This is a genomic window from Cryomorphaceae bacterium 1068, from assembly GCA_027214385.1.
Classification (GTDB): Bacteria; Bacteroidota; Bacteroidia; order Flavobacteriales_D; family Cryomorphaceae; genus JAKVAV01.
Map to the genome: position 1 here is coordinate 95,271 of JAPVXR010000003.1, position 16,600 is coordinate 111,870.

16 protein-coding genes are annotated in these 16,600 nt (G+C 44.9%); 9 read left to right on the forward strand and 7 right to left on the reverse strand.

Annotated features, from left to right (window positions below):
• Window positions 1-83 precede the first annotated feature (83 nt).
• Window positions 84-569: a response regulator gene (locus O3Q51_05465; GenBank protein MCZ4408245.1), complete on the forward strand. Its 486-nt coding sequence runs from the start codon at window positions 84-86 to the stop codon at window positions 567-569.
• Between the two features lie 7 nt (window positions 570-576).
• Here O3Q51_05465 and O3Q51_05470 read toward each other — a convergent pair whose 3' ends face one another.
• Entirely contained in the window at window positions 577-1,227 is a 651-nt protein-coding gene (locus O3Q51_05470; protein ID MCZ4408246.1) for a hypothetical protein, read from the reverse strand.
• Between the two features lie 64 nt (window positions 1,228-1,291).
• On the opposite strand from O3Q51_05470, the gene O3Q51_05475 reads away from it, so the two are divergent.
• The 3 genes from O3Q51_05475 to O3Q51_05485 are packed head-to-tail and all read left to right on the forward strand — an operon-like array spanning window position 1,292 to window position 3,209.
• The gene (locus O3Q51_05475; GenBank protein ID MCZ4408247.1) at window positions 1,292-1,918 is read left to right on the forward strand and encodes a DUF4136 domain-containing protein; all 627 of its coding nucleotides are present in this window, start codon (window positions 1,292-1,294) and stop codon (window positions 1,916-1,918) included.
• A gap of 2 nt (window positions 1,919-1,920) precedes the next feature.
• On the forward strand, window positions 1,921-2,505 hold the full coding sequence (locus O3Q51_05480; GenBank protein MCZ4408248.1) for an outer membrane beta-barrel protein: 585 nt from the start codon (window positions 1,921-1,923) through the stop codon (window positions 2,503-2,505).
• A gap of 20 nt (window positions 2,506-2,525) precedes the next feature.
• Window positions 2,526-3,209, forward strand: coding sequence for a hypothetical protein (locus O3Q51_05485; GenBank protein MCZ4408249.1), 684 nt, complete (start codon window positions 2,526-2,528; stop codon window positions 3,207-3,209).
• A 16-nt stretch (window positions 3,210-3,225) separates the two neighbouring features.
• Here the strand turns inward: O3Q51_05485 and O3Q51_05490 are convergent, their stop codons facing one another.
• The 4 genes from O3Q51_05490 to O3Q51_05505 all read right to left on the reverse strand — a co-directional run bounded on the left by O3Q51_05490 (window position 3,226) and on the right by O3Q51_05505 (window position 7,610).
• Entirely contained in the window at window positions 3,226-3,783 is a 558-nt protein-coding gene (locus O3Q51_05490; GenBank protein MCZ4408250.1) for a DinB family protein, read from the reverse strand.
• Window positions 3,784-3,827: 44 nt separating this feature from the next.
• Complete coding sequence (locus tag O3Q51_05495; GenBank protein MCZ4408251.1) at window positions 3,828-4,367, reverse strand: Crp/Fnr family transcriptional regulator; 540 nt, start codon at window positions 4,365-4,367, stop codon at window positions 3,828-3,830.
• A complete protein-coding gene (locus tag O3Q51_05500) occupies window positions 4,364-5,356 on the reverse strand; it encodes a YpdA family putative bacillithiol disulfide reductase (GenBank protein MCZ4408252.1) in 993 nt (330 codons plus the stop codon). Before O3Q51_05500 ends, O3Q51_05495 begins: the two co-directional genes overlap by 4 nt.
• A gap of 460 nt (window positions 5,357-5,816) precedes the next feature.
• Window positions 5,817-7,610, reverse strand: coding sequence for an FG-GAP-like repeat-containing protein (locus O3Q51_05505; GenBank protein ID MCZ4408253.1), 1,794 nt, complete (start codon window positions 7,608-7,610; stop codon window positions 5,817-5,819).
• 387 nt (window positions 7,611-7,997) lie between these two features.
• On the opposite strand from O3Q51_05505, the gene O3Q51_05510 reads away from it, so the two are divergent.
• Complete coding sequence (locus O3Q51_05510; GenBank protein ID MCZ4408254.1) at window positions 7,998-8,306, forward strand: GIY-YIG nuclease family protein; 309 nt, start codon at window positions 7,998-8,000, stop codon at window positions 8,304-8,306.
• A 169-nt stretch (window positions 8,307-8,475) separates the two neighbouring features.
• Here the strand turns inward: O3Q51_05510 and folP are convergent, their stop codons facing one another.
• Window positions 8,476-9,327, reverse strand: a complete 852-nt coding sequence (folP, locus tag O3Q51_05515) for a dihydropteroate synthase (GenBank protein MCZ4408255.1) — start codon at window positions 9,325-9,327, stop codon at window positions 8,476-8,478.
• Between the two features lie 65 nt (window positions 9,328-9,392).
• Here folP and O3Q51_05520 point away from each other — a divergent pair, with 65 nt between their 5' ends.
• From O3Q51_05520 to tpiA, 4 genes are all read left to right on the forward strand, one after another.
• Window positions 9,393-9,944 (forward strand): DUF1599 domain-containing protein, encoded by a 552-nt coding sequence (locus O3Q51_05520; GenBank protein ID MCZ4408256.1) that lies wholly within the window; start codon window positions 9,393-9,395, stop codon window positions 9,942-9,944.
• Between the two features lie 395 nt (window positions 9,945-10,339).
• The gene (locus O3Q51_05525) at window positions 10,340-11,872 is read left to right on the forward strand and encodes a DoxX family membrane protein (protein ID MCZ4408257.1); all 1,533 of its coding nucleotides are present in this window, start codon (window positions 10,340-10,342) and stop codon (window positions 11,870-11,872) included.
• A 148-nt stretch (window positions 11,873-12,020) separates the two neighbouring features.
• A complete protein-coding gene (locus O3Q51_05530; protein ID MCZ4408258.1) occupies window positions 12,021-13,301 on the forward strand; it encodes an ABC transporter permease in 1,281 nt (426 codons plus the stop codon).
• A 374-nt stretch (window positions 13,302-13,675) separates the two neighbouring features.
• Window positions 13,676-14,434: a triose-phosphate isomerase gene (gene tpiA, locus O3Q51_05535; GenBank protein ID MCZ4408259.1), complete on the forward strand. Its 759-nt coding sequence runs from the start codon at window positions 13,676-13,678 to the stop codon at window positions 14,432-14,434.
• A gap of 213 nt (window positions 14,435-14,647) precedes the next feature.
• Here tpiA and O3Q51_05540 read toward each other — a convergent pair whose 3' ends face one another.
• Complete coding sequence (locus tag O3Q51_05540; protein MCZ4408260.1) at window positions 14,648-16,513, reverse strand: hypothetical protein; 1,866 nt, start codon at window positions 16,511-16,513, stop codon at window positions 14,648-14,650.
• Window positions 16,514-16,600: the final 87 nt, after the last annotated feature.

Here is a 16,600-nt window from a genome sequence, read left to right on the forward strand (position 1 = left end):
CAAAATTTATTTCCAAAGTCTAAACTAGAAAGAAATATAGGAAAGCTTCTATTTTTTCGACAAAACCCCTTATTTACGCTATCATGGACGAAAATGAAGAGAAGAATATTATAAAAAAACCCGGTGTGCTGTATATTGATGACGAAGAGCACAACCTGATATCCTTTAAAGCTTCTTTGAGGCGAGAGTTCAGTGTTTACACGGCAATTAGTCCTGAAGCAGCTCTAGAATATCTGGATAAGGAAGACTTGAAAGTTGTGGTTTCTGACCAAAGAATGCCCAAAATAACGGGTGTTGAATTTTTCGCAGAATTGAAGAAAACACACCCTGAACCCATTCGAATTCTCCTAACTGGATATAGCGATATGCAGGCAGTAGTAGATGCCATTAATCAAGGTGAGGTGTATCGTTACCTTACCAAGCCTTGGGATGCTCCAGGCATGGTGTCAACCATCAATCAAGCCATCGAAATTTATGACTTGAGAAAGGAAAATAAAAGATTAGTGGCAGAATTGAAAAGGGTAAACAGCCAGTTGGAATTCTACTTAAGACAGAAGTTATTGAGTTAAAAGTCTCTTAGAGCTTAACAACGACTCCTCCTGTGAATTCTCCTTGGAGAATAGTCGTAGAGGCACCAACTCCTACAGAACACCCTGACCCTGTTCCACAAAATAGTCCACCTGAACCCCACTGCATAGGAGCTAACATCGCGCCTCTCAGTCTAAGTCCTACTCTGTCGCTTAACCAAATTCTCAGGCCGGCTTGAAGTGTGAATGCAAAACGATAAGAAGCATCTAGTCCAAGCTCTCTATTGTCTGGTGTACCTACCATCATCCCGATCCCTGCCCCACCAAAAGGGACAACTTGACCGTAAGGATCACCTAAGTCACTCAACGCTGAAACCATAAAGTATTCAATAGCCACATCACCCAATGATTCTGCTCCGATCTCTTGATATCCGTAAAAGTCCATGTCGGTGTCTTGCCTGCTCCACTGCAGGTTTACGAAAAATTTATCTCTTATTCGATAACTTAAATCAACTCCATAAGCAGCATTGTCATTTATTTTGACGTAGCCTAAGTCGGGTCCGTAAAACACATCAACTTTACCACCGAATCGGTATCCGTAAAAACCGGAAATTTCAATTCCATTGGAATCATCTCCTCCATATTGAGCGAACGTAGATAAACTAAATAGTGCAAGCAGAAGACTGAGAACTGTTTTCATGATGATCAATTTTGTCGCAAATAAACGAAATAAGTGTAGATTTGACGCTCGCAAAAACTATTTTATGAAGTCAACATTATTTAGATTTCCCCTCGGATTGGCCATTATAGCCCTTCTTGGTGGGTGCTACCCAAAGGGGCCCGTTTACTACTCCGATTCAGATTTGGTAGCGACCAACTATGATTCAGGTTATGATTTTACCAGCGATGTGAATTATGCTATGCCTGACTCTGTAGTGCACATAGTTGATCCTGAAGATCGTGATCCCGTTATCGACAGAACCTACGATCAGACAATCTTGGACGCTATTGAGATGAATATGGATGTGCGAGGTTACACAAGAGTGGATGATCCTTTTGACGCTGATCTTATTATTAAGCCCGCAGTTTGGAGTGCTACTTCTACGGGAGTGATTTATGACTATGGTTATTATTGGGGTGGTTACTATCCTTGGTTTGGCTATCCCTATTATCCATGGGGCGGTTATGTATACAGCTATACATATGGTACGCTTCTTATGGATATGGTAGATGTTGAGGGTATCGATCCCGAAGAAGAGTTTATACCCATTGTTTGGTCAGGAGCGCTTAATGGAGCCCTGTCTGACAATAGAAATGACGTCAAAACCAGAATTGAAAGCGGGATTGACAAGTGTTTTAATCAATCTCCTTATTTAAAAGTAGCCGAGTAATTATGAAAAAGCTATTATTTATTCTCAGCCTTATTCCATTCTGCTCTTTCGGGCAAGGAGATGGAATGACATCAGTCATGTACAGCGTGGCTATCCCTATGGGAACATCAGCTGATTATATCGGCGAAACCAGTTTTAGAGGTTTTGCAGTTACGGGTGATTACTTCTTGAATGATGAATGGAGCCTTGGTTTTTCTACAGGTGTTCAAACGTTTTACGAAGAGCTAGGTTCTCAAAGTTATAATGTGGAGACACTAACCGTAACAGGAGAAGAGTTTCGATACCTTAATATGATTCCTGCAATTATGATGGGTAAGTATCACTTTGATCGCTATGGAGTAGTTACACCTCATGTTGGTTTTGGAGCTGGTTTTCATTGGGTAGATGAACGCAGAGAGTTTGCGGGATTTCAATTTGACGAAACATCATTCCGTTTTGGGATTCAGCCGGAAATAGGTGTGGGGCTTGAAATTTCACCATCCACTGATTTACTGTTCGTATCTACCTATCACCAATCCTTTGAAAGCAAGAGTTTACAGGCGCACAGCTTTTTAGCATTTCAACTTGGGCTGAGATGGTTGCCGTAATTACAGAAAGAAGATTCAAAATGAAGTCTACAATATTAAATAGTTTAGCTGTTATTCCCCTGATTGCCATATTAGTAGGGTGTAATTCCACTAAGATCATAGGAACATATAAATCTCCGGAGGCAAAGGGACCATATGACGATATCTTCGTAGTGGGACTAGTTGGAGATCAATTGACTGACAAGAGTATAGCAGCTGATTTGGTTGATATGCTCCAAAAAAGAAAAGTCAACGCACAAGCCATAAAGGGAACGATTACCCCTGATATGGATTTGACCGATGCCAAGAAAAAAGAAATTTCTGACGAATTGAAAAGTAAAGGATTCGATAGTATCCTAACCTTTGCCTTGGTATCTATTGATGAGAAAGAAAACTATGTGCCTGCCACATATTCTACAGCGGGTTATGGGGGATACGGAGGTTATTACCCTATGAATTATGGTTACTATGGCAGTTACTGGGGTTATTACGGATACCACTCTCCTCAAGTATACCAAGAAGGGTATTATACCTCCAGCACCGTTTATACCTTGGAAGCCGTTCTTCATGATTTAGAAACTGAAGCATTGGTTTGGTCTGCAAGATCGGAAACCATGGATCCTAGTTCTATAAATTCTTTCTCTATTGAGTATGCAGAAACCATTGCTTACCAAATGTTGAAAGACGGAATCGTATTGACAAAAAAGGAGAACGAGAAGAAATAGTTCTCTAAGACTTGTATTATGAAATTTGAAGAGCGCTTTCTAGCGCTCTTTTTGCTTGGGCAATATGCCTCACCTCGTGGTTGATAACAAATTCCAAGGCATCACAAAGTCTAAATCGAATTAATGGGAGGGTGGTCTTACACTTGATGGCTCCGATGTCGCGGTTTCGAGCTTCTGAGATGATCGCCTTTAGTTCTGCCTGTTCGGATTTGAAAACATCAATAACGCTCAGTGGAATATCTGCATACAAAGGGTTTTTGGACTTAAATGTCTTCATCGGGTTGTCCACGCCTGACTCTGTGGGAAGCATGGATATGGCGGACTTCATTCCAAACCTGCCTCTCTGCATTTCTTGAGATTCGGTTATGGGTGCGCGTTTCATCACCTTGCGAAATTCAGGGATGTAGAATTCGTTGTAGCGATGCAAGTGCTCAAGATTTCCAAGCACACTCCATTTTCCCTCTTCGGGAGGTTTGGACAATGCTTTTTCCGTTTCCTTTTCAAATTGGATTAGTGCTGAATCAATATCGGCTAAGCGTTGATCGAGTAGATCAAGAAATTCATCTTTTTTCATATGACAAAGTAAGATGAGTAAAAGGTAAGGAACATTGATTCAAATCAAGATTTTCGCAGGCGACTCAACGTCTCGGGAGTCATGCGCAGGTAGTCGGCAATGTGCTTAAGCGGAATTTCTTCAAAGAGCATGGGGCTGCGCTCCAAGACGCGCTGATAACGCTCGGCAGGAGAGGAGGCTAGCAGATCTATTTCCCGCTCGACGAAGTGAGTGGTCAGGTTTTCTAGAACCGAAATGTACGCGTCCTTGTATGTTTCGCTCGAAGCGATAAGCTCAAATAGTGCGCTTTTGGCAAAAGCTTTGACCCTGGTTTTCTTCAAAGCCACGATATCGAAGTGCGAAGGCGAATTATCGAAGAAGGAAGGTATGGAGTTTAAGAAAGATCCCGTGTAGCCAAAACGGATCGTATGGCTTTCGCTCTCTTTGAAAAGCTTGACGGCTACAGCACCTGAAAGTACAAAGTACGTGTGCCGCTCCACTTGTCCCTGACGAATTAAAAAGTCACCTCGACTCAGTTCTATTTCACGAATATCCGAAGGGTAATTCGTTTCGAAATCTTCAAACAGCGCGGCGATTTCGGTCATTCTTCGACTAAGACTTTGGCGTACTTCTTTACTATATCATCCGCAATAGCGATGGCATGATCTCGGCCGTTTTCGATAAAGACCTTTTCGGTGCGCACACCCGCCAGAACGGTTCCGCAGAGGTAGAGTCCTTTTACATCTGTCTCGTAGGTCTTTTCGTTATGCTTTACCAGCAATTGCTCGTCAGGATCTAGAGCAGAGTTTCGCAGCAGTTTTTCGTCTGGCAAATAGCCAACTAACAAATAAACGAAATCGGCTTCCAATGTTTGCAAACCATCGGGCGTCTCAACATCGATCTCACCTTCTCTGATTTCCCTTGCGGTCGAGTTGGAAATGACTTTAATCTTTCCCTCTTTGATTCGATTGGTAATGTCAGGAACGAGCCAATATTTGGCGGTAGGCTTCAAGCTCTCACCGCGCACCACCATGGTCACGTCTACATCGTGACGGTACAACTCGAGTGCCGCTTCGATACCGCTATTTCCGCCACCTACGATCACTACCTTCTGGAAAGAGTGACGATAAGGCTCGTCGTAATAATGGCTGACGTGAGGCAGGTTTTCTCCTTTGATATTGAGCAGCCGAGCTATATCGAAGTAGCCCGTCGCTAGAACTACTTTCTGAGCGGTGAAGACTCCTTTGGTCGTATCCACATGGAATTGCTCACCTTGTTTCTTTATACTCGTAACTTCAGTATTCAGACTGAAATTCAAATGGAAATAAGCCGCCACCTTTCGGTAATACTGCAGAGCTTCGTTGCGATTAGCTTTGACATTGCTCGTGGCAAAAGGAATTCCGCCGATCTCGATATTCTCGGCGGTGCTAAAAAACGTCATGCGTAAAGGATACCTGCGGATAGATTCCGTCACACTTCCTTTTTCGATTATGAGCGATTCAATACCGCGCTTTTTCAACTCGGCACCTGCGGCTATTCCGCATGGGCCACCGCCGACTATGATAACAGGTATATTTTTTTCGGTGTAATCCATATTTTCCTAACTCTCTGGCGTGGTCATTTGTTTTACACAATTGACTTGACTCACAAATTTAGGGTTTATCTGGTTTTCGAGCCGGTTACTTTTGCTCCGCTCAGTCACCTGGAATTTCCTATTTTACAACAAGATGGTTTAAGGCCGTTGAGCGGAGCCGAAACGCCGGTTACTTCGACTCCGCTCAGTCACCTAGAATTTCCTATTTTCACAACAAGATGGTCTAAGGTCGTTGAGCGGAGCCGAAACGCCGGTTACTTCGGCTCCGCTCAATCACCTGGAATTTCCTGTGGTCACAACATCATGATCCAAGGACATTGAGCGGAGCCGAAATGCCAGTTACTTCGGCTCCGCTCAGTCACCTAGAATTTCCTATTTTCACAACAAGATGGTCTAAGGCCGCTGAGCGGAGCCGAAACGCTGATCAGTTGAATTGAATCGCATCAATTAAAGCTTGGCTTTAACGCGCGATCATAAATTTCTCGGTTACAACTTCGTTTTCTGTCGTCAAGAGGTAGAGGTAAACTCCGTTTGGCAAAGCTGAACCGTCATATTCAAAGCGGTAATCAGCATTTGGCTGAGCCAAACCTGCAAAGATGACATCAACCAAGCGACCGCTCATATCGAAGACTTCAAGGGTAGCATAACCTTCTTCCACCACGGTGAAATTTACGAATGCCTGACCTTCAGAAGGATTCGGGGATGATGAAATCATCGGGGGGACCCCAGGAGTCGTAAAAAACTGAAACGAACTAAAAGGACCGGCTATAATGGGTTCGACAGAACAGCCGCAGCGAACTCGCCACTTGTATTCGGTATTCGGTTCCAAAAGAAAATCAGGTATAACGGCACTGTCAACATCATCGCCAAAAAGTGTTGTTCTTTTTATCCCTTCTCCATCTGCAGTCAACAATTGCAATTGGCAAGCAATTTGGCCAGGCACAGGATCCCATTCTACCAAATAAGAATCTCCCAGAAAGGTTGTGTTTAAGCTCGATTCGTCCACTGCGGGAAAAGGGTCAATACATTCGTCGGTTGTATTTCGGTAAAGTTTAGCTATGTAACCAATGATCACATTTGCCCTACCTACTATTAGAACATCCTCATCACCGTCTTCATCTACATCCGAAAAGGCGGCAGCACTTTGACTTACATCAGTGAAAGGGTCATCCGGAACTAGCGTAAAATTTCCTCCTTCATTGGAATAGAGACTCGTCCGACCTGAAAAGACCGAGGGTCGTCCCGTAATTAATACATCTTCATCACCGTCTCCGTCAACATCCGCGAAGTCAACAGAGCCCGAAATTCCTGGTGAGAACGGAGTACCAGTTACCAAAGTGAAGTTTCCGCCGTCATTTGTATAAAGACCCACACTTCCTTGGCCCATAGAGTTTGAACCCGTAATCAAAACATCCTTATCTCCGTCTCCATCTATATCAGAGAATGCAGCAGAGCTATAGGAAACTGCCTCAAAGGGAGTGTCCTCTATCAGAGAAAAATTTCCTCCATCATTTGAATAGAGCTCGGCAACGGGGCTGAATGACTGATTTCGCCCCGTAATTAAAAGATCTTCATCACCATCTCCATCTATGTCGGCAAAGGCAATGTCGCCATAACGAACACCGACGAAAGGCGTGTCCTCTATCAAATTGAAACTCCCTCCGTCATTTGTATAGAGATTGGCCGATACGGTTCCCCCTGTTGTATTCGATCCTGTTATAAACAAGTCTTCATCCCCGTCTCCATCTACATCAGAAAAGGCAATTGAGCCGTCAATAACACCTGTGAATGGGGTATCTTCAATTAAATTAAAGGTGCCTCCATCATTTGAATAAAGTTTCGCTAAGGTTTGATCAGACGCATTTCCATTTCCTCCAGTAATCAGCAAGTCTTCATCTCCGTCTCCGTCTATATCTGAAAAGGCAAGAGTGCTGGCGTAAATTAGCTCAAATGGTGTGTTTTCTACAAGGGTGAACGTCCCATCATCATTCGTGTAGAGTTTGGGAAACCCAGGTACAGGACCTTGCGGGGTAATTCCGAAATTCCCTGAAATCAAGACATCTTCATCCCCATCACCATCTACATCAGAGAAAGCAATAGATGGGCTATCCTTTCCTATTTCATTAAAATCAGCGCCTTCTTCGGGTAAGACTTCTAGGAATGTAATTTGACTTTGGGCATTAAGCGTAAAGCACAAAATCATAATTCCGCTTAAAATAAAGTGGTATATAGTTTTTGGTAGTACTGGATTCATGGCGGTTGTTTTAATTGGAAAATGGTTAAAAGCGATCAGTGTAAGTGAATTGAATATGACGGAATATTTGATCGGTTGTTGATCTCTTTCCTCACTCCAATTTATAAAGCTAATTAATTCTCAAGGGATATCCAATGATCTATGCAAGAGTCGCAAGTCAGCGAGCCAGGCCATTGTGCGAGGCTGAATTGAAGTTGACGAGTCGGTTATTTCGGCTCCGCTCAATCACCTGGAATTTCCTGTGGTCACAACATCATGATCCAAGGACATTGAGCGGAGCCGAAATGCCGGTTACTTCGGCTCCGCTCAGTCACCTAGAATTTCCTATTTTCACAACAAGATGGTCTAAGGCCGCTGAGCGGAGCCGAAACGCCGTATTTTAACACCATGAAAGGCTGGATGTATATTCTCCAATGCTGCGATGGAACGTACTACACAGGTAGCACGAATGATATAGACAAAAGAGTTCTTGAACACTCAAAGGGGTTTGGAGCAATCTATACCAAGAAAAGATTGCCTATCGAATTGATCTACTTTGAAGAGTACAATCGAGTCGACCTTGCATTTCACAGGGAAAAACAAGTCCAAGGTTGGTCGCGGAAAAAGAAAGAAGCTCTTATGGCAGGAGCCCCTGATCTGCTGCATGAGTTGGCGGTTTGTCAGAATTCAAGTTATTTTGGGGATAAGGGTGAATGAATCGGCGTTTCGGCTCCGCTCAACGACCTTAGATATTCGTAATTGAACAAACAATCTCGTTCTCCATTAGCAAGAGGTTTTAAGGCCATTGAGCGAAGCCGAAATGCCAGTTACTTCGGCTCCGCTCAATCACCTCAGTACTTCTTGTGATTTGAAAACCGATTGAAGGTCACCGAGCGCGGTCAGTGAGCGGAGCCGAACTGTAGCCGAGGTGCCGAAACGCCAATTCAACGCACTCCCGCGCCTCCTTCACATCGTGCACCCTCAAAATGCTCGCTCCCTTTTGCAGCGCAACCATGTTCAATGCGGTAGTCCCATTCAGCGCTTCTTCAGCACTTGTACCCAGCGTTCTCCAGATCATTGATTTTCGTGAAACCCCTACCAATATGGGGCATCCGAGCATCTTGAATTCATCCAATCGGAGGAGCATTTCAAAATTGTGATCCACCGTTTTGGCAAACCCAAATCCTGGATCGATGATCACATCAGCCACTCCCTTTCTTCGAAGCACATCTAGTTTTTGAGAAAGCTCAAAAACGACTTCATTGACTACATCGGTATAGTTTGCCAGGGAGTTCATTGTTTTGGGAGTGCCGCGATTGTGCATCAGCACGTAGGGAACACCAAGATCAGCGACCGTATCAAACATCTCCTGGTCGACTACTCCGCTGCCTACATCGTTGATGATAGCCACGCCCGCTTCTACTGCCTTTCGGGCAATCTCGGCTCTAAAGGTGTCAGCCGAAAGGATGGCCTCGGGAAACTTGTCTTTGATGGCTTTAATCCCGCCAATCAGGCGCTCCGTTTCTTGGGCTGCGGAAATATCATCTGCACCTGGACGGGTGGAGTAGGCGCCCAAATCCAAAATATCTGCCCCTTGTATCAGCATCTCTTCGGCTTTCGCCAAAATGGATTCACGGCCCGACACTCGGCTACCTGCATAGAAGGAATCATCTGTGAGGTTGAGGATTCCCATCGTTAACGGCTTGTTAAAAACTCGTATTTCCCCGTTGATCTTCATAGTTTGGTCTTTCGAAAAACCGGTATCTTTCACGGCTGAAATCTATTTGTAATTAAGAGGTATAAATGTCCGATAAAACTTCCGAACAGTACAACCGAGTAGTAGACGAATGCAAAGATATTTTCTTTAAGAAAATGAGCGATTACGGAACCGCTTGGCGCATTCTTCGCACCAGTTCTATTACAGACCAGATTTTCATTAAAGCCAATCGCATTCGTACCATTCAGGACTTGAAGCAATCGCTTGTAGATGAAGGGATACGCCCCGAGTTCATCGGGATCATCAATTATAGCGTGATGGCTTTGATTCAGTTGGAGCTCATGGAAGACGATGAATTGGATTTGGACGAGAATAAGGCCAAAGCATTGTACAATAAGTACATCAACGAATCATATGAGTTGATGAAGAAGAAAAATCACGACTACGGTGAGGCTTGGCGAGATATGCGCGTTTCTTCACTCACTGATCTGATCTTGATGAAATTGCTTCGCATTAAGCAAATCGAGGATAATCTTGGGAAGACCTTGATCTCTGAAGGCATCGATGCCAATTACTACGACATTGTAAATTATGCAGTATTTGCGATGATTCACCTGAATGAAACTGAGAACGATTAATACAATGCCAGGATCTTATTCAAATAACTTTTTGAGAAATGACATTGCGCATCAAATTGATAGGTTTATTTGCGAGACTCAATTAAGCCGTAGATGTCACGCCTTAGGCACAATGAAATTGATTGGGCTCAATGCCGAATCAATTATCAACGTTTTCCTCGGTGCAGCTCAAGGCAAATTATGCAGACGACCCTCGGGAGCGAATAATTTGACTTAGCGAGTCGAAAGGTCGCTTAGCTTTTCAAAAAGCGACCGAAGACACACATTAGGAAAAAAAATGAATTTTGGTTCTCTTCCACAGGAAAAGAACAGAAGTAAAGAAAATTGAACGTTATATTTTGTCCTTACACACGAAGAATATGTTCGGAAAACGAAGAATAATTTAAAATAAAAATATGTCAACTAGCAACCGCGTATTGGGATTGTTTCTTTTGGCCGCAGGCCTTTTCCTCATTGTTTTGGGATTTGCCAATCCCGAAGCTGTAGATGAGTTTAATGTGTATTGGATCGCGACCGTATTGGCACTCGTTCCGGGTATCTTGATCATGGCCAAGAAACCCGAAGCGGCAACATTTTTCGCTCGGATCGTTGTAGGTTCTGTGTTCATCGTTTCGGGATTGATCAAAGCCAACGACACCGTCGGTTTCGGTATCAAACTCGAAGAGTACTTTGACGAAAATGCACTGGGAGCATTCTGGGCTATTTTCCACGATTACGCGCTGGCAATAGCCATTTTCGTTTCGGGAATTGAAGTCTTGTTGGGTCTCGCATTGCTCTTTGGCGCGGCCGCCCGCGTGGTGTCGTTTACCCTTTTGGGAATGACGCTGTTCTTCGGATGGCTCACCTATTTCACCGCCGAGTGCAACGATGCTCAAATGGCCGCCATCTCAGCTGGTGAAGCTTTCGATCGTGTTTGCGTGACGGATTGCGGTTGCTTCGGAGATGCATTGAGAGGCTCCGTAGGGAGGTCGCTGACACCGTGGGAATCATTCTACAAAGATTTGGGTCTTTTCTTCCTGACGCTCGTTGTGGTGATCAGAAACAGCTTCATCAAAGTCAATACGAAGAAAGAAGATCTGATCATCTTCCCTTTCTCCATTTTGATTGTCTTGGTCTTTGGCGGCTGGTTATTCGGATGGATGTTCCCAACTTATTTTACAGTGGTGTCTATCCTAATCTTTTATCTCCTGAAGGCGATGAAGTTGAAATCGTCAAAGTTGGAGTTCTTTCTGGGAATGGGTTTATCAGTCATCACTTACGCCTTTATTTCATACACATACAATCACTTGCCCATAAAAGACTACCGTCCCTATGCCGAAGGCAAGAACATCAAAGACCAAATGAAATCGGCGACCGAATTGGGTGTGACACCCACCAAGTACGCCAACGTTTACAAGCTGGAGAACTCCGAAACGGGTGAGACCATGGCGATGAACTCCGATGAATATTTGAAACAAGAAATCTGGAAGGATAAGTCCTGGAAGATCGTCTACACAAGTCCCAACCCGATAGTGATCGAACGTGGCTACGAGCCGCCTATCGCGACATTCAATGTAATGGATGCTGAAGACTACGACATTGGCGAAGAGCTGCTCAACGATGAGAACTACAGCTTTATGGTAGTGCTTTACGATGTTGGGAAAGCCAAAACAGAGAACCTTGCGAAGCTCAATGAATTGGCACTAGCCGCTGAAGGAGCAGGCTACGACTTCTACGCGATGACTTCTTCTCCCTACGAGGAATACGAAGAACTACGTCACGAAAATTCACTGGCTTTTCCATTCCATACGGGCGATGAGATCTTTTTGAAAACCATCATTCGCGCCAACCCGGGAATTCTCCTGATGAAAAACGGAGAGATCATCAAGAAGTGGCATGGGAATGATACGCCGAGTTTTGAAGAGGTGGAAGGTGTTTATCTTAAATGAGGAATATCGGCTTTATCTGAAGCGATTAATTTTGGAAAGATTTGACGTATAATTGGTAGATAGTCGATAGTACATAGTACTCAGTATAAATCTTTGTTTTTTTGCTGATTACAACCGACCATCGACTAATGACCATCGACCATCTACAATGACTAACTACATCCTCAAAAAAATCGGTTACGGCCTTCTGGTTCTCTGGGGAGTAGTGACGCTAGTGTTCGCTATTTTCAGCATCAATCCAGGCGATCCCGCCGCGATGCTGCTCGGACAGCGCGCCGATGAAGAGGCGATAGAGCGGGTGAGGCGAGAACTGGCCCTAGACCTGCCGTGGGGCAAGCAGTACGCGCTATACATGAATGACATCAGTCCACTATCGCTGCACAATGAAGTGCCCGAGAGTCGTGTTTACCTCGATGAGTCGAAGTACAATTTTGTGCAGCTTGTCGATTTTGGCGAAACGGTCTTGGTGCTCAAGTCACCTTACTTGCGGCGCTCGTACCAGTCCAAAAAGCAAGTGAGCGAGATCATCGCCGAGGCGCTACCCGGTACGGTGGTCTTGGCCGTAGGTGCCATCTTCTTCGCCTTGTTTTTCGGGATACTGCTGGGAGTCGTCACCGCAGTATACAAAGGCCGTTTTATCGACGGGTTCTCTCTATTCTCGGCGGTGTTGGGCATGAGTGCGCCTTCGTTTTTCAGTGCCATTATCATCTCGTGGATCGGTGGCTACCTCTGGTCGGTGCAGACTACCTTGCCCGCTATTCCGATTGTTTTAGCCTTGATTGGTTTGGGAATTTCCTTGACTCGAAAACCGCGATCGTGGATCAAATCGGTGGAGTGGCTTATCAAAGGCGCACTTTTGGGTGTGGTCTTGTTGGTGGTCAATTCGCTTACGGTATTGCTCTTCGACTTTAATTTCCTCCTCTTTCGTGATGCTGCCTTAACGTTGCCTGGAACAGGATTGGGTATGACGGGTTCCCTCTACGATGTAGACGTCTTTACGGGCGAGTATCTAGCCTTGGGCAATCTCATTTTACCGATGATCACTCTCGGAATTCGTCCGTTGGCCATTGTGGTGCAGCTTACGCGAAATGCGCTGCTGGAGGAGTTGTCGAAAGACTATACCCGTACCGCTCGTGCCAAGGGGCTTTCGCCCAATGCAGTGGTATTTAAGCACGCCTTACGAAACGCATTGAATCCCGTGGTGACGGCCGTATCGGGATGGTTTGCCTCCATGTTGGCAGGAGCGGTATTCGTCGAGTTTGTTTTCAACTGGAAAGGGCTTGGACTGCAAGTATTTCAATCCTTGCAAAATGATGACTTTCCCGTGGTGATGGGAAGTGTTTTGGTGATTGCGGCAAGTTTTGTGGTGATCAATATTTTTGTGGATATCATTTATGGACTCCTTGATCCCAGGGTGCGAATAGGCTAAACTTAGTTATGACTGTCACGTCACGGTCATAATTAAATACATCAGGCTCGATGCCTGATGTATTATAAGCGTTTTCCCACAGTGCAGCTCGAGGCAAATTATGCAGACGACCGATAGGGAGCGAATAATTTGACTGAGCGAGTCGGGAGGTCGCTTAAATTTTCAAAAGCGACCGAAGACGCACCTTGGGAAAACAAATGATTTTTGTTTCTTTTCATCTAAGGGAAAAGAAAAACCAATTCATTCTATCACTTGATATACGTTTTGCCTCGGGGGGTTGAGACGACAATCGGAGCGTGAACTCGTCACGCTGAACGAATTTAGAAAGCTATATTTACCCCTGACTTTAAAGAAGTATCAAACAACACATAACCATGAGAAAACCCCTAGTAGCAGGAAATTGGAAAATGAATAAAAATCACGCCGATGCAAAGGCTCTTTTGCAAGCATTGGTTGATCGATCGAGTGAAATCCCGAGCGGGGTAGATGTGATGGTGGCGCCACCTTCGCTTTACCTTTCGGAAATGGCGGCTCATGCCAATGATGCCGTTGCGATAGGTTCGCAAGACGTCAGCACTCAGGAAGAGGACGGAGCCTTTACGGGCGAGTTTTCGGCGGTTATGCTCCAATCTGCGGGGGTGCGCTACGCCATCGTAGGACACAGCGAGCGCCGCGAATACCACGGCGAAACCGACGAGGAGATCCGCGAAAAGATTGCCGCCTGCGTAGCGGCGGGAATTCGTCCCGTTTATTGCTGTGGCGAAAAGTTGGAAGAGCGGGAGAGTGGCCAACACGTATCAGTGGTATCGCATCAAGTAAAAACCGCTTTGGAAGGATTCTCTGCCAGCGAACTCAAAGATCTCGTGGTAGCCTACGAACCCGTTTGGGCCATTGGTACGGGAAAGACAGCCAGTAGCGAACAAGCGCAAGAGATGCACGCGGAGATCCGCAATGTTCTTGGTGAGCTTTTCAATTCCGATTTTGCCAATAGCATTCGCATCCTTTACGGCGGAAGCGCCAAGCCAGCCAATGCTGCCGAGCTATTTGCCCAACCCGATGTGGATGGTGGATTGATCGGAGGAGCGAGTTTGAAGGCGGATGACTTTTTGAAGGTGGTTGAGGCTGCGGGGTAATAGTCGATGGTACCTGATCGATAGTAGATTGTAGCGAGTAGTTCTCTAGCGGTGTAATGCTGAGTTTTTTGGAGTAGGCTAACCCTAGCTAACTAAAAATTGGGTTTCATCAGTGTCCTTCTCTATTGGAAGAGGTTGATTGAGCAGCCACATAGAATAAAATTATCGGGGCTGGTTAAACGTATCCTATTCGCAATCCTAAAAACGCGCTTCCTAATCTTGCACTACGAGCCTTCCCTGAGCAACAAATTGCTCTTCACGGAAGAGAACAACACAATACACTCCCGACTCTAGCCCTTCTGCTAAGTCGAAAGAAACGATTCCCTCATCCTGTCCGCTCGAACTCAATTGGATGGTTTGATCCTTGCGATGGAGAATTTTACCCTGTACATCAAGAATTACAAAAGTGTATAAACCCGATTCGAAATGGATTGAGGGAATGGAAATATTCAATTGCTGTGATGCAGGGTTGTAGGGATTCGGGAATAGCACTAAATCGAATCCAGCTCGATTATAAATGTCGTTAAAGTCAGATACCGAGGTAATAACCCCTTGAGGAGTGATGTTTTTTGTGAGGTAAGGATACCCATTGTTGATCTGAGGATCAATGGCCCAAATGTCCTCGTCGGCAGTATCGTCAAAAGGGTTTTCCACAAAATCCCAAGGTGTGGAAAGCTCACCCTCCGATAGAAGGGTATAGGTTTCTTCGTCCTTCATGGCTTGTGTGTTTTTTCCAGTAAGCTGTACTGGTTCTGTTCCTCCAGAGACTGCCAAACCCTCTTCGATTCCCGAACTTTCTGTATCCCAAAAGCAATCGCTTATTGTACCGAATTTGTAACCACCGAAGCCACCAGCTTCTTCGGTACCACTGGTGTTTCCCGTACTGTAGCAATTTACGATATCTGATAACATATTGTTGATGCCGACGAAGCCGCCCGAATAGTCATCGCTTGATTCTACCGAACCTCGGGCGTAACAGTTTTTAACTAACCCTCCTTGTTGCATATTACCAATAAAACCGCCGACGTAGTTTCCCAGTCCCACCACGTTGGAGTTCGAAAATGATTCTTGCAGAATAGTAGAAGATGCGACGCTTCCACTGAAGCCACCAACGGCTGATCCACCTCCTGTAACATCGCCTAGAGCATAACAGTGCTTCACGTTGCTTAAGATAATTTGCCCCGAAAATCCGCCACAGCCTGTTCCTATGGATTCAACGGACGTTTGGCTTTGGCAAGAGTCTATCGCTGTTGAGGATGTATTGCCCACAAACCCTCCTACAAGTGATCCTCCAAGGACTGCTCCTGAGACCTCATTATGCCGCATTATAGCCTCACTACCACTTCCTGTAAAACCACCTACCTTGGCGTATGTAGGCGCACTTATATTTGTTTCTACATTGCACTCTAGGAGCTCTGCAGAATCGATTAAACCCGAAAAGCCTCCAACGTGTTCTCTCTCTATACCTATTCCCGTAGCGGTAATGGTAACATTGGCAGTGCAATTGGTAATTTCGGCGACGTCAAGGCTTCCGCCAATCGCTCCAAACATGCCTCCGATGTTTGAGTCTGTGCCTAATACATCTCCCGATGTAGAGCAATCTGTGACCGATGAATTGAGAAAAAGGTAACCACAGAGAATTCCCACATAAATGTTTCCCGTTATAGCAGCATTTTCTAGGGTGAGACTTGAAATGGATCCATTGGCAATGCAGCCAAATAACCCTTGATATTCGCTTGTATCCGGACGGTTTATTGTCAAATTTGAGATGCTGTAGCCATCTCCGTTATACTCTCCTGAGAAGGCGTACTCATATTGGTTAAATACAAAAGTCCCTATTGGTTTAAAACCAGCACCCTCGTTTAGGCTAGAAGAAGAGGCGGCGTCTATATCCGTGGTTTGGATGTAAGACTTATCCAAAGCTTCAAAATTTTCGCTCATCCAGATCAGGTGATCAATGTTTTCAATTTGGTAAGGATCTCCGGGGGAACCATCTCCCTGAGAAGGTTCTAGGCCTTGTGAATAAACGGCGAGCGTAAGCGATGAAAAACTGACGAAAATGAAAAACTTGCGTGGCATTTGATAGGTTTTTTATTGGCTGATAAATAGTTCAAAGTGAACCCTTAAGTTAGTGAAAATTCAAATTGGTTGTAACAGGTTTAAGCC